The following is a 13,359-nucleotide window of genomic DNA, read 5'->3' on the forward strand; positions in this document are numbered from 1 at the left end:
CCGGCGGCCCGCAGAATCGACAGGACCTCGCTGGTGTTGACGATCGACGAAACCGAGGTCAGGGTGAGGCCCCACCCGCCGTCGTACCCCTGGTGGCGCAGCAGGGTCCGGGCAGCCTCTCCCGCTCTGGTCTCGAACGCCGCGAGCCCCACGTGCGCACTCTTCACGATTCGCCTCCGCCGCCGAACGCCCGGTCCGCCGGTCGGACCGTACCCAACTCGTCTACTGCCGACGCGCGTTCACGGGCGCGACGCCGACCCCGTTCGACCCGGTGGCGGAGTCCGCCAGCGGGGCCGACAACGACGCCTGAGCGGGCGGGAGTTCACGCCCCGGGAGGTCACTCCCGGACGGTGACGGCGGGAACGGGGTGCGCGGGATCGCCCAGCCAGGGCCGCTGCGCCCCGTCCGCCGTCACGGTCAGGCCGAACGAGGTCAACGGCGGCGAGCCGGCCGCCCGCCACCACTCCAGCGCGCGCACGACCTCCTCCCACAGCCGGCGCGCCCCCGACTGGTAGACGGTGGCCCGCTCCCCATCGGGCCGGAAGACGACCGAGGCCCAGGCCCGCGAGCCGGCGGTCCGGTCGAAGAACCAGACGGTGGTGACCCCGTCGCGTTCGTTGACCAGATGGGTGCAGTCGGGCACCAGCAGGCCCAGGATGAACGCCGTCCCACCGTAGAGCCTCCTCTCGCCCAACTCGGCCCAAGCCGTCGATGTGGTGGACTCCTCGGCGTCCCCGGGGTAGGCGCCAACGTGGTGGTCGAACAGGTCCCAGTCCAGCCGCTGGGCCCGGAGTTTCATGAAGCCCACGGCGCTCAGGAACGGGCCGCTGGCACCGCCGTCCTCGGCGACGGTCAGCCGCACCAGGGCGTCCTCGTGGCCGAAGTGGGTACCCCAGGGGGCAACGATCAGGCCGCCGGGACGGGTCTGTTCCAGCCAGGCGACGGGGACCTCCCGCACGCCGGCCGTGGCGATGATCCGGTCATAGGGCGCGCCCTTCGGCCAGCCGTCCCTGCCGTCGCAACAGATGACCTCGGAGTGCAGGCCGGCACCCTGGAGGGCCGCGCGCGCCCGGGTGGCCACGTCCTCGTCGATCTCGACCGTCACCACGCGCTCGTCGCCGAGACGCGCGGCCAGCAGACCGGCGTTCCACCCGGTTCCGGTGCCGATCTCCAGCACGCGGGCACCGGGGAAGACCTCCAGGGCGGCCAGCATCCGCGTGACGACGGACGGCATACTCGCCGAACTGGTCGGCACCCGCCCGGGATCGGGGCCCTCGTGCGCGCCGTCGTCCCACTGGGTGGTCACCGGGGTGTCGGCATAGGCCGCTCGTTCCCATCCGGCGGGATCATCCCGCCGGTCCACCGAGTGACTGTCGCCAGTGGTGCTGTCGTATGGCCAGATCAGTTCGGGCAGAAACGCCGCGCGCGGCACCGCCTCGAACGCCGGAACCCAGTCGTCGGTCAACTGGCCTCGATCGCGGAGGAACCGCGTCAGCTCCGTGTGGGGGCCGACGCGGTTCCCCGCGTGCTGGGACTCGATCGTCACTTCCGGTGCTCCCCGCCGCCTTCCGGCAACTTGCTGTCCGGCGGCGGCTCCTGCGGGTTCCAGGGCTGACCAGGCAGCGAGTCGCCGGACTCGTTGTCGTTGTCGGGCTTTTCGTGCTTCCCCATGGTGTCCCCTCCGCTGCTGACGGGTCCATCCGCCGTCGTGCGTTGACGTCGGGGAAACCCTGGCCGCGCCGACCGACCCCATGCACGGGCGTGCCCCCGTTCACCCCAACGGGGAAGCCGCCGCACGCGCGACGGCCGGGGTCCCGGGGCAACTCGCCCCGGGACCCCGGCCGTTGACGGGCCCGCGTGCCGGGCGCGCCGGCGCGGCCGCCCCCCGAGACCCGCGCGGGCAGCGCTACGCGCTCACCCGCTCACGCCCCGATCTTGCCGCCGTCCACCCGCGTGATCGCGACCGTCGCCGAGCGGGGCCGGCCGTTGGGCCGGAAGTCGGGCCAGTTGCTGACCGCCCTCGGGTCCTCGGCCGTGGCCTCGCCCCAGTGGTCGGTGGTCTCGCCGGGGTGCTGGACGTTGACGAAGAGCGTCCGCTGGTCGGGCGTCGCGGTGGCGCCGGTGATCTCGCAGCCGCGCGGGCCGGTGAGGAAGCGGCGGATCTCGCCGGTCTCGGGGTCGGCGGCCAGCATCTGGTTGTTGCCGATGTTGTCGTAGCCCTTCTCGGCCAGGTGCTGGCTGCCGTTGGAGATGTCGGTCTGAATCCACAGCCGCCCGTCGTTGTCGAACCACACGCCGTCGGGCGAGCCGAAGACGTTGGTCTCGTCGAGGTCGACCTGCGGGTCGTAGGCCGGGTCGCCGGCCAGGACGAAGATGTCCCACTCGAAGGTGGTCGCGGTGTGGTCGCGGCGCTTCTCGGTCCAACGGACGATGTGGCCGTAGGGGTTGGGGTCGCGCGGGGAGACCGCCGAGTCCCAGCCGCTGCCGTTGGTGAGGGTGCAGTAGACGTCGTTGTTCTTGGGGTTGATGGTGATCCACTCGGGGCGGTCCATCTTGGTGGCGCCCACCGCGTCGGCCGCCTCGCGGGTGCGCAGCAGCACGTCGGCCTGGTCGGCCCAGCCGTTGGCGCGGGTCAGCGGGCCCCGGCCGTGGACCAGGGGCAGCCACTCGCCGCTGCCGTCGTCGCGGAAGCTGGCGACATAGAGCGTGCCGTGGTCCAACGGGCTGCGGCCCAGGGCGCGTTGCAGCCGCCAGTTGCCCTCGCCGACGAACTTGTAGATGTAGTCGCCGTCCTGGTCGTCGCCGGTGTAGGCGACGACGCGGCCCCGGGACTCGGTGACCGTGCAGCCCTCGTGCTTGACGCGGCCGAGCGCGGTGCGCTTGACGGGCTTGGCGTCGGGGCGCTTGGGGTCGATCTCGACGATCCAGCCGAAGCGGTTGATCTCGTTGGGGTTGGCGGCGAGGTCGAAGCGGGAGTCGGCCAGGTGCCAGTCGAAGCCACCGCCGGCCGCCGAGACGCCGTAACGTTCCTGCGAGGGGGTCGGCTCCCAGCTCTCGTCGGTGGTGCCGAAGTAGTTGTTCCAGTTCTCCTCGCAGGCGAGGTAGGTGCCCCAGGGCGTCACGCCGTTGGAACAGTTGTTGAGCGTGCCGCGCGGTCCTTCCGCGGCCTGGAGCGCGGGGTGGCGGGGGCCGACCGGGCCGGAGAACGTCACGGGCGTGTCGCCGGTGACGCGGCGGGCGTAGCGGGAGTCGACCCGCTCCCAACGGCCGTCGCGGCGGCGCTCGATCTCGACGACGGAGACGCCGTGCGCGGCCAGGCCCTTGCGGACCTTCTCCTCGGTCATCTCCTCGGCGCCGTCCGGGAAGAGCAACTCCTGGTCGATGTACTCGTGGTTGAGGACGAGCAGCCCGCGCTGGTTGCCCTCGCGGCCGTGGCCGAGCGGGAAGAAGTGCATCCCGTCGTGGTTCATGCCGACCTGTTCGGCCTGCTCCTCGGCGGTGTTGCCGGCGTCCTCGCGCCACTCGGGGCCGCCGGGGCGGATCGGGGTGCCCCAGGGGATCAGCACCTGGGCGCGGTAGCCCTCGGGGACGACGAACTCGTCGGCGTCCGAGGTCGGAACGGGCTCGAAGCCGAGCAGCCGCCGGCCGCCCCCGCCCGGCCGGCCGTGGCCGTGGCCGTGGCCGGTGCCGGGGTGCGGCCCGGTGGTCGAGGTGGTGGCCGCGCCGCTGCCGGCGCCGGGCCCGACGAGGAAGGCGGCGGCAGCGGCCGTGCCGCCCAACAGCGCGCCGCGCCGCGACATTCGGCGCTGCACCACCTCGCCGAAGGAGGGGTTGTCGGAACGGTTGGAACTGACGTCGTCCGGGTCCACCTGGGGAAAGACCGGGTGCTGTGCTGACATCGCGAGTCCTCACGTACTGATGTGGCGGAACGTTTTCGGTTCCGGGTGAGGCTAGGAGTCAACAGTGGCGCAAAGTGACCACCAAGGTGAACGCGCGGCCACCGCCGCCCATACGGCTGATTCACCGTGCCGGTTCACCCAACCGTGGGTACCTGGTCATGGGCCCTTGGTGGTGACCGGGGCGCCGGCGATGGCCGCGCGTTCCCGATCGTTCCCGATCGTTCCCGATCGTTCCCGGATTCTGTTGTGCGTTTCTCGGCGGTCGGACCTCTCCGTCCGAGCTGTCAGACCTGCCGGGTCCCGTTGACCCGGCGGGGGACTCCCAGCGGGTTGTCGTCGCGCAGCTCCGGCGGGAGCAGCGCCTCGGGTGCGTTCTGGTAACTGACCGGCCGCAGCCACCGCTCGATGGCGGTGGCGCCGACCGAGGTGGAGCTGGAGGTGGAGGCCGGGTACGGGCCCCCGTGGTGCTGGGCCGGGGTGACCGCGACGCCGGTGGGCCAGCCGCCCACCAGCACGCGGCCGGCCAGCGGCGTCAGCTCGGCGAGCAGCGCCGCGCCCCGGCCGTTCGGGTCCTCGGCCTCGGCCGCGCCCAGGTGCAGGGTCGCGGTGAGGTTGCCGGGGAACCGGGCGAGCAGCGCGGTGAGTTGCGCGGTGTCCGCGTAGCGGACGATCACCGTGACCGGGCCGAAGCACTCCTCCAGGAGGAGGTCGTGCTCGCCGCCGGTCAGCAGCCGCTCGCCGTCCACGGTGAGGAAGCCGGCGGCGACCGTGCGGCCCTCGCCCTCGCCGGCGGCGACCGGGGCGGCGACCCCGTCGAGCCGGGTGCGGGCGTCCACGCCGGCCAGGAACGCGTCCCGCATCCGGCCGTCGAGGAGGACCCCGGGGGCGACGTCGGCGAGCTGCTTGGCGAGGGTCGCGACCAGCTGCTCGCCGGCCTCGCCGGCCGGGACCAGCACCAGCCCCGGCTTGGTGCAGAACTGGCCGACGCCCTGCGTCATCGAGCCGGCCAGCCCGGCGCCGATCTCGGCGGCCTTCTCGCCGGCGGCGGCCTCGGTGACCACCACCGGGTTGAGGCTGCCCAACTCGCCGTGGAACGGGATGGGTTGCGGCCGGGCGGCGGCGGCGTCGAAGAGCGCGCGCCCGCCGCGCACCGAGCCGGTGAAGCCGGCGGCGGCGACCAGCGGGTGCTTGATCAGCTCGACGCCCGCATCGAAGCCGTGCAGCACGGTGACGACGTCCTCCGGCAGCCCGACCTTCGCGGCCGCGCGGCGCAGCGCGGCGCCGGCCAGCTCGGAGGTGGCCGGGTGGTCGGGGTGCGCCTTGACCACGACCGGGTTGCCGGCGGCCAGCGCGCTGGCGGTGTCGCCACCGGGCACGGAGAAGGCGAGCGGGAAGTTGGAGGCGGCGTAGACCGCGACCACGCCCACCGGGATCTTGTAGCGGCGCAGGTCGGGGCGGGGCGGGGTGAGGGAGTCGTCGGCGCGGTCGATGATCACGTCGAGGTAGCCGCCGTCCTCGATCTCGGCGGCGAAGGCGCGCAACTGGCCGGTGGTGCGGCCGAGTTCGCCGGTGAGCCGGGCCTCGCCCAGCGCGGTCTCGGCGTCGGCGGTCGCGATGATCCGCGCGCCGTCGGCCGTCAACTCGTCGGCGGCGGCGCGCAGCAGGGCGATCCTGACCTGCCGGTCGGCGAGCGCGCCCCGCACCGCGTGGGCGGCGCGGACGGCTCCGTCCACCTCGCCCGCGGTGGCCTCGGCGGCCACCCGCTCACGCTGGTTTCCCGTTCGCGGGTCCACACTCCACACTGGTACTGCCACCGGAATCGATCCTCCTGAGCGGTGCTGCTGAACGGACCTGCCGAACGGTCCTGCTCCCGGCGGGACGAGGTTCGCTATAGTACCGTTCGAGATTTTGAACATCGTCCCGATATGTGAATTTCTGTTGGGACTCTATAGGGCATGAAACGAGGGGGTCAAGGTCGATGGCTGCCGGTGAGATGGGCAACGCGCAGGTCAAGTCGGCGGTCCGCACGGTGGAGCTGCTGGAGTTCTTCGCCGGACGACCGGGAATGCACACCCTCGCCGCCGTGCAGTCGGCCGTCGGGTACCCCAAGTCCAGCCTCTATATGCTGCTGCGGACCCTGGTGGATCTGGGCTGGATCGAGACGGACGCCACCGGCACCCGCTACGGAATCGGCGTGCGGGCGCTGCTCGTTGGCACCTCCTACATCGACGGCGACGAGGTGGTGGCCGCCGCCCGGCCCACGCTGGACCGGCTCGCCGACGACACCGGCGAGACCATCCACCTCGCCCGGCTCGACGGCACCAACGTGGTCTATCTCGCCACCCGCCAGTCCGAGCACTACCTGCGCCCGTTCACCCGGGTCGGCCGCCGGCTGCCGGCGCACTCCACCTCGCTGGGCAAGGCGCTGCTGGCGACCCACCCGGACGAGAAGGTGCGGGAGCTGCTGCCGGAGAAGCTGGAGGGGCTGACCGAGCACACGATCACCGACCGCGAGGCGCTGATCGAGGAGTTGGCGGTGGTCCGGGAGCGCGGCTACGCGATCGACCGCGAGGAGAACACGCTGGGGCTGCGCTGCTTCGGCATCGCCATCCCCTACCGCCAGCCGGCGCGGGACGCGATCAGCTGCTCGGTGCCGGTGGCCCGACTGACCGAGGCGCACGAGCAGTTGATCAGGGAGGCGCTGTTCGACGCGCGGGACCGGCTGAGCCTGGCCACCCGGCATCTGTGAGCCGAGCGCGCGCCGGGACCGCCGGTGCGCCCACCGCGTTCAGGCTCGCGCCCGCCGCGTTCAGGCTCGCGTCCGCCGCGTTCAGGCTTCGGGCAGGTGCTCGCCGGCCCACTCCTCGAAGCCGGTGAGAGGGATGCCCAACTCCCGCGCGAACTCCGGCCTGGCGGGCTGGCCGGCCACGTTCAGCCACGCGTGGGAGACGCCCATGCCCGGCATCCCGGCGGCGAACGCCTCCTCCTCGGTCATCTCCGGCGCGGCCAACTCCGTTCCCAGGGCGCGGGAGAGGACCGCGGCGACCTCCGTCATCGACCGGTAGTCGCTGGCCAGCTCCAGCTCGACGCCGTGGAACCGGTCGGGGGCGACGAAGGCCGCCGCGGCGGCGCGGCCGATGTCCGCCGACGCCACCAGGGAGAGCCGGGTGCCGGGCCGGAGCGTGGTCACCAGGCCGCCCTCGACGCCGCGCGGGAACAGATAGCCCGCCGATGGCAGGAGGTTCTCCATGAAGAAGGCCGGCTTGAGCAGCGTCCAGCAGGGAAAGCCGGCCGCCCGCACCCGGTCCTGGAGCGCGGCCTTGGCCTCCAGCGTGGCCTCCATCGCGGCCCAGCGCCCCTCGGCCCAGCCGGGCACCTCCCGGTGCTGGCCGGCGCCGGAGACCGAGGTGTGCACGAACTGCGGCACGCCGGCCGCCCGCGCGGCCGTGACGAGGTTGACGCCCTGCGCCACCTCCGCCCCGAAGTCGAAGGCGCCATCGACGAACGGCGGCAGCTGCACGGAGAAGACGCCTCGGGCGCCCTCGACGGCGGGGGCCAGGGAGGCGCGGTCGTTCAGGTCGCCGACGACGAGTTGGGCGCCACGGGCCGCGATCTCCCGGGCGGGGGCGGCGTCCGGATCGCGCACCAGGGCGCGCACGGGGAGGCCGGCGGCCAGCAGGGCACGAGCGGTGGCGCCGCCCTGCTTGCCGGTGGCACCGGTGACGAGGACGGGTGCGGGCGGGGATGCGGATGCGGATGCGGGTGCGGGTGCGGGTGCGGGGGACATGCTGCTCCTCGGGGTGGGCAGGGCGGCGAGGCATAAACGGCGGGGCCCGCCGTTTATGTTCTCGCTAGAATACGGCGGGCCCCGCCACTTGGTCACCCCGGAGGTCGACGCCATGCCAGCCGCCCCCTCCCCCGCGCGGCAGCGCGCGGACGCCCGACGCAACCACGCGCGCATCCTCGCCGTCGCCGAGCGCGAGGTCGCGGCGCACGGCGCCGGGGCGTCGCTGGAGCGGATCGCCCGGGTCGCGGGGGTCGGCTCGGCGACCGTGCGGCGCCACTTCCCCACCCGGCGGGCGCTGTTGGAGGCGGTGTCCCGGACGCGGATCGACGCGCTGTGCGCCCGCGCCCGGGAGTTGACGGACGAGACGGCGAACGGGCGGAACGCCAGGGACGCGCTGCTGGAGTGGCTGGGAGAGGTCGTCGCCTACTGCGCCGCCGCGCGCGGGCTGGCCCCGGCGCTGGCGCTGGACGGCGCCGAGCCCGAGACGGCCCGGGCCCCGCACGAGAACGCGTGCTCGTCGGCGCTGGAGGAGGCGGGCGCGCCGCTGCTGCGCCGCGCGACGCGGGCGGGCGCGGTGGCGGCGGACGTGACCATGCCCGACCTGATCACGCTGATCGTGGGCATCGCGTTGGCCACCGAGCACCACGCCGACCCGGCGGCGCGGGCGCACCGCCTCTTCGGGCTGGCGGTGGCGGGGCTGAGCCCCGAACGCTGAGCCGCGAACGCCGCGCCGCGCCGCGCTAGTGGTGCCAGGGGAGGCGGACCGGGGCGGCCGGGCGGCGGCCGGCGACGAGGTCGGTCAGCAGCGGGACCAGGCCCAGTGGAACGACGAACTCCTCCGTCGCGGCCAGCTCGGCCACCGACCACCAGCGGTGCTCGCTGATGGTGCGGGCCTCGTGGGCCTCCCAGTGGCTGGCGTCGACGGTGTGCTCGGCGACCCGGTGGAAGAAGAAGCTGTCCTCGAACTCGCCGTCCAGCCAGCCGAGATCGGCGTGGCCGCCGGTCCAGGCGACCCGCTCCCCCAGCGCGGCCGGCGCGACCCGCAGCCCGGTCTCCTCCCACAGCTCGCGCGCGGCGGCGCGCGGCAGCGGCTCCAAGCGCCGCACCCCGCCGCCCGGCGTCATCCACAGCGTCGGGGCGCCGTTCTCCCCCTCGGACCGGAACAGCAGCAGCCGGTCCCGGTCGTCCACCAACAGCACCCGCGCGCTCCTGCGCCGACGCCCCATCGTTCCTCCTCAGCGGCCGAGACGCCGCAACGACCGGCCATCATGCCGGAGTTCGGACGCTGCGTTCCCCGCGCCCCACAGCACCCGGTCGATGCGATCATGTACCGCATTCACCTGACATCGCGCAAATGATCGATTACCGTGGTGATGACCGTACTCTGCGTTCCCTGGGGGGGATCGATGAGCCAGAGCGACCTGTACCTGGACTACGAGCGGTTACGCGAGAACCGCGACACCATTCGCAACATCGCGGGCATCATGGAGCAGCCGTGCCGGGCGATGGCCGAGGTCGACGGCTCCTCGATGGGGGTCGCGCTGTTGGTGGGTCGGATGGACGACTTCGGCGAGGAGTGGGAGTACGAGATCTCCCAGCTGGCCGAGTTCGCCGAGGCCGCCGCCGACGGGCTGGACGAGATCCTCCGGTCCTTCCAGTCCATCGACGACGAGCTGTCCCGCGCCGTGCCGGAGCCGGCCAGGGCCGTCGAGAGCGGTCCCCCGGCCTCATGAACATCTCGATTCCCGTCGCCCCCAGCCCGGCCCAGCAGGCGGAGTACCCCTCGCTCGGGTTCGTGCCCTGCCCCGGCGATCCCGGCACCGCCGGCCACGTGGCCTTTCAGGTACGCCAGACCGCCACCGCGCTGGAGGATGTCGTCGCCCTCCTGCGCGGCACCCGTGGCGGCGAGTGGCGCGGCCGGTCGGCCGAGGCCTGGCGCGAGCGCTGGGAGGACGACTTCACGCCGAAGGTCGAGGACGCGCACGAGTCCTTCCGCATCGCCGCCCGCGCGCTGGAGGAGTGGGCCCAACACATGCCTTCGGCCCAGGAGGAGGCGCTCCGGCTGGAGGGCCTGGCCCACGAGGCAGAGGCCCGCCTCTCCGGGTTACCCGAGCCGGCGAACCTCCAGGAGATCCTCTTCGACACCCAGGCGGGCTCGGAGCGCCAGGAGGCCATGGAGCGCGCCGAGCGCGAGCGAAACGATCTCGACCGCGCCACGGCGGACCTGGAGGCCATCCGCCGGGAGGCCGAGGCGCTGGCCGAGGACTACCGCGAACACGGCGCACGAATCGCCGGCCGCCTGTGGCACGCGATGAACATCGCGCCCAACGAGCCGGGTTGGCTCTCCAGCTTCGGCGACTGGCTGGGCGGCCTCGCCGAGGAACTCGCCCGCGCCACCGTGGGAAACCTTCAGGAGATCGCCTCCTGGATCTCCAGGAACGCCGAGCGCATCGCGGCGGTCGGCGACGCGCTGGCGGTGATGAGCACCCTGACCGGCCTCATCTCCTCGGGACTGCTGCTGGCCGCCGGCCTGACCGTGTGGGCACCCCCGGTGGCCGCGGCCCTGGCGGGAGCCTCCGGGGTCGCCCAGGCCGTCTCCGCCGGATTCGCGGCGGGTGCGCTCGTCGCGCACGGGACCGCCCGGCTCGCCGGTGCGGATGTCTCGGGCCGCACGTTCACCCAGGATGTGCTCGGGGCGCTTCCGCTGGTGGGCAGGGTCCGGCAGGGAGGCCGGATCGTCGATGTCCTCGCGGACAACGACGTTTCCCAGTGGGGGACGGTGGACAGCGTCACGTCGATCTTCGAGAACCCCGAGGCGCTGACCTACTTCATTCCCCGCGACGGCCGTCAGGGCGCCGAGATGTTCGCGCCGGGCGGTCCCCTGCTCGTCGCCTTCGAGAACGCCTGGCGGGCAGGGGGCGAGGGGTGAGGGACGACGAGGTGATCCGGCGGCTCGGCGGGCAGGAGCGCGTCTCGTTCACCCTGTCCGAAGATCCCAGCCGGGTGGCCGCCATCGCCCACGAGTACGGCTACGTGCTCACCGAGTACCACATGTCGGCGAAGCCCATCCGGATCAGGATGAACTTCGTCCGGGACGGTCGGGAGGAGGCGCGGCTCCGGGCGGCCTGGGCGGACTACCACTACCGCACCAACGGCGCCTGGTGGGCGGCCTGTTGGCCGACGCCGACGGGCATCCCGCCACGGAAGGCGGCGGCCTACCGCATCGCCGTTCACCAGCAGCGGGAGGCTCCGCTGACCCAACCTCTCACCGCCTACGGCATTCTGCTGACCCTGGCCGTCGCTGGGGCCGTCCCGCTGGCCGGCGTCTCGACGCCGCTGGCGGCGCTGCTCCTGGTCGGCGTCGCCGGACTGGGCGGCTGGGGCGTGGCCTGGGCCCACCGGAGGGCGAAGAACGCGCTGCCCCGACATCTGGCGAAACTGGAGCAGTTCGAGCGCCAGCGGGTGTACGCGTCCCCCGGGCAGCCTGGGGGGCCGTGATGTACGCCTACTTCGACGTTCCGGTCGCGTTCGATCCCGTTCCCGTCGGGCTGTCGCCGGAGGAGTCCGTCGAGCACATCGTCGCGCGGCGTGAACGGGCCGGGGTGGCCGGCACGACGGACGACACGACGCGGCAGGCGACCCAACTCCACGCGCTGTCACGGACGCTGCGGAGCCTCGGCACCCTGTTCTCCGGCGTCGCCGTGGGAACGATCGACGGCAGCTACTCGATGGCCACGCTCCAGGTGGCGGCGAGCGAACTGACCTACGGGGACAGCGCGGAGACGGCGGCCGAGGGCGCCATGCAGTCGGTGGTCGCGGCCAGGGGCGCGGGCTGGACGGGCGCGGTGTATCCGCTGCCGTGCGGGCAGCCGGCGGCGGTGGTCATGGGCCGGCGCGTCTACCAGCTGTCCGGGGCGGACCCCTCGGCGGTGCCGTTCTCCGAACTCCAGGCGTTCGTCCCCGTTCCCGACGACCCGTCGTTGCCCCGGCAGGCGATGCTGACCGTCTCGTTCAGCACGCCGGCGGCGGCGCACTGGGAGACCTATATGCCGCTGGTGACGGGGCTGCTGCGCAGCCTCACCTTCAGCGCCACGCCCGAGAACGGGGACGGGGACGGGGGCGCGGGGGCCTGAGCGGCCCCGGGTGCGGCGGTGCCGCACCCGGGGGCGGTCTCCGGTCGGGAACGGTCAGTTCACGCCGAGGAGTTGGCGGATCGGGTCGATCGCGAAGTAGACCAGGAAGAGCGCGGCCGTGATCCACAGCAGCCAGTTGATCTCGCGGAACCGGCCGGTGACGCACTTGAGGACCACATAGGCGATGAAGCCGGCGCCGATGCCGTTGGTGATGGAGAAGGTGAACGGCATGACGGCGATGGTGACGAACGCCGGGATGGCCAGCGTGTGGTCGGCCCAGTCGATCCGCGCCACCTGGACCATCATCAGGAAGCCGACCGCGACCAGCGCGGGCGAGGCGGCCTGGGCGGGGACCACGGTGGCGATCGGGGAGAGGAAGAGGGCCAGGCCGAAGAGGGCGCCGGTCACGACGTTGGCCAGGCCGGTCCGCGCGCCCTCGCCGACGCCGGCCGCCGACTCGACATAGGAGGTGTTGGAGGAGGCGGAGGCCGCGCCGCCGGCCGCCGCCGCCAGGCCGTCGACGAAGAGCAGCCGGCCGAGCCGGGGCACCCGGCCGTTCTCGTCGAGCAGTCCGGCCTCGCTGGTGACGCCGACGGCGGTGCCCATGGTGTCGAAGAAGTCGGTCAGGAAGAGGGTGAAGATGATCAGCACCACGGTGATGGCGCTGATCTCGCCGAAGGCGCCGAAGAGGCTGAACTCGCCGACCAGGTGGAAGTCGGGGGCGGCCACCAGGGCGTCGGGCCAGCTGGGAACGGTCAACCCCCAGGCGGCGTCCGGGATGTCGGCGATCGCGTTGACGATCATCGCGAAGAGGGTCATCGCCACGATGCTGATCAGGATCGCGCCCTTCACCTTGCGCGCCAGCAGGGCGAGGGTCAGCAGCAGGCCGAGGCAGAAGACGAGGACCGGCCAGCCGGTGAGTTCCCCGTGCGCGCCGAGGCCGAGGGGCGGTGAGCCCTCGTGGCCGACGGTAAAGCCCGCGTTGACAAAGCCGATCAGGGCGATGAAGAGCCCGATGCCCACGCCGATGGCCTGCTTGAGCGCCATGGGGATGGCGTTCATCACGGCCTCGCGGAAGCCGGTGGCCGAGATCACGCAGAGCAGCAGTCCCTCCAGGACCACCAGGCCCATCGCGTCGGGCCAGCTCATCCGGGGCGCGATCTGGAAGGCGACCATCGCGTTGATGCCGAGGCCGGCCGCCAGCGCCAGCGGCAGGTTGGCGGTCAGCCCCATGAGGATGGTCATGATGCCGGCCACCAGGGCCGTCACGGTGAGCAGCTGCTCGATGGAGAGCTGGTTGCCGTGCACATCCTGGGCGCCGCTGAGGATGATCGGGTTGAGCACCAGGATGTAGGCCATGGTGAAGAAGGTGGCGACGCCGCCGCGCACCTCGCGGGCCAGGGTGGAACCACGCGCGCTGAGCTGGAAGAAGCGGTCCAGCGCGGAGGAGGCCGCGCCGTCGCCGGGGGGCGGGTTGTCACCCTTGGTCAGCCGATTGACCGGCATTGTTGAATCCTTGACTGAGCGGGATCGGGACTCG

General features: G+C 72.9%; 13 protein-coding genes. 6 read left to right on the forward strand and 7 right to left on the reverse strand.

All coding sequences use genetic code 11. The features are described 5' to 3' along the window. Window positions 1-337: 337 nt before the first annotated feature. From FH609_RS06930 to FH609_RS06940, 4 genes are all read right to left on the reverse strand, one after another. Window positions 338-1,546 (reverse strand): methyltransferase domain-containing protein, encoded by a 1,209-nt coding sequence (locus FH609_RS06930; RefSeq protein WP_193317810.1) that lies wholly within the window; start codon window positions 1,544-1,546, stop codon window positions 338-340. Continuing rightward, window positions 1,543-1,671 carry a hypothetical protein gene (locus tag FH609_RS32090; protein ID WP_264372755.1) on the reverse strand — a complete coding sequence of 43 codons (129 nt, stop codon included), beginning with the start codon at window positions 1,669-1,671 and terminating at the stop codon, window positions 1,543-1,545. The genes FH609_RS06930 and FH609_RS32090 overlap by 4 nt, the downstream gene beginning before the upstream one ends. 251 nt (window positions 1,672-1,922) lie before the next feature. Continuing rightward, window positions 1,923-3,899: a PhoX family protein gene (locus FH609_RS06935; RefSeq protein WP_139666624.1), complete on the reverse strand. Its 1,977-nt coding sequence runs from the start codon at window positions 3,897-3,899 to the stop codon at window positions 1,923-1,925. Between the two features lie 284 nt (window positions 3,900-4,183). Beyond that, the gene (locus FH609_RS06940; protein ID WP_226961465.1) at window positions 4,184-5,713 is read right to left on the reverse strand and encodes an aldehyde dehydrogenase (NADP(+)); all 1,530 of its coding nucleotides are present in this window, start codon (window positions 5,711-5,713) and stop codon (window positions 4,184-4,186) included. A gap of 164 nt (window positions 5,714-5,877) precedes the next feature. On the opposite strand from FH609_RS06940, the gene FH609_RS06945 reads away from it, so the two are divergent. Next, complete coding sequence (locus FH609_RS06945; RefSeq protein WP_139666622.1) at window positions 5,878-6,648, forward strand: IclR family transcriptional regulator; 771 nt, start codon at window positions 5,878-5,880, stop codon at window positions 6,646-6,648. An 81-nt stretch (window positions 6,649-6,729) separates the two neighbouring features. Here the strand turns inward: FH609_RS06945 and FH609_RS06950 are convergent, their stop codons facing one another. Further along, on the reverse strand, window positions 6,730-7,686 hold the full coding sequence (locus FH609_RS06950) for an NmrA/HSCARG family protein (RefSeq protein WP_139666621.1): 957 nt from the start codon (window positions 7,684-7,686) through the stop codon (window positions 6,730-6,732). A gap of 112 nt (window positions 7,687-7,798) precedes the next feature. Between FH609_RS06950 and FH609_RS06955 the strand changes: the two genes are divergently transcribed. Then, a complete protein-coding gene (locus FH609_RS06955; protein ID WP_139666620.1) occupies window positions 7,799-8,401 on the forward strand; it encodes a TetR/AcrR family transcriptional regulator in 603 nt (200 codons plus the stop codon). Between the two features lie 25 nt (window positions 8,402-8,426). Here the strand turns inward: FH609_RS06955 and FH609_RS06960 are convergent, their stop codons facing one another. Next, window positions 8,427-8,912, reverse strand: coding sequence for an NUDIX hydrolase (locus tag FH609_RS06960; RefSeq protein WP_139666619.1), 486 nt, complete (start codon window positions 8,910-8,912; stop codon window positions 8,427-8,429). Between the two features lie 180 nt (window positions 8,913-9,092). On the opposite strand from FH609_RS06960, the gene FH609_RS06965 reads away from it, so the two are divergent. Genes FH609_RS06965 through FH609_RS06980 form a run of 4 tightly spaced genes read left to right on the forward strand, consistent with a single transcriptional unit; the run spans window position 9,093 to window position 11,819 of the window. After that, on the forward strand, window positions 9,093-9,419 hold the full coding sequence (locus FH609_RS06965) for a hypothetical protein (RefSeq protein ID WP_139666618.1): 327 nt from the start codon (window positions 9,093-9,095) through the stop codon (window positions 9,417-9,419). Next, entirely contained in the window at window positions 9,416-10,615 is a 1,200-nt protein-coding gene (locus FH609_RS06970) for a hypothetical protein (protein ID WP_139666617.1), read from the forward strand. The genes FH609_RS06965 and FH609_RS06970 overlap by 4 nt, the downstream gene beginning before the upstream one ends. After that, window positions 10,612-11,184: a hypothetical protein gene (locus tag FH609_RS06975; RefSeq protein WP_139666616.1), complete on the forward strand. Its 573-nt coding sequence runs from the start codon at window positions 10,612-10,614 to the stop codon at window positions 11,182-11,184. The genes FH609_RS06970 and FH609_RS06975 overlap by 4 nt, the downstream gene beginning before the upstream one ends. Beyond that, a complete protein-coding gene (locus FH609_RS06980) occupies window positions 11,184-11,819 on the forward strand; it encodes a hypothetical protein (protein WP_152311266.1) in 636 nt (211 codons plus the stop codon). Before FH609_RS06975 ends, FH609_RS06980 begins: the two co-directional genes overlap by 1 nt. A 54-nt stretch (window positions 11,820-11,873) precedes the next feature. On the opposite strand, the gene FH609_RS06985 is transcribed toward FH609_RS06980, so the two are convergent. Further along, the gene (locus FH609_RS06985) at window positions 11,874-13,325 is read right to left on the reverse strand and encodes an NCS2 family permease (protein WP_139666614.1); all 1,452 of its coding nucleotides are present in this window, start codon (window positions 13,323-13,325) and stop codon (window positions 11,874-11,876) included. Window positions 13,326-13,359: the final 34 nt, after the last annotated feature.

It is taken from the genome of Streptomyces sp. 3MP-14 (genome assembly GCF_006334905.2).
In the GTDB taxonomy this organism is placed as follows: Bacteria; Actinomycetota; Actinomycetes; order Streptomycetales; family Streptomycetaceae; genus Streptomyces; species Streptomyces triticirhizae.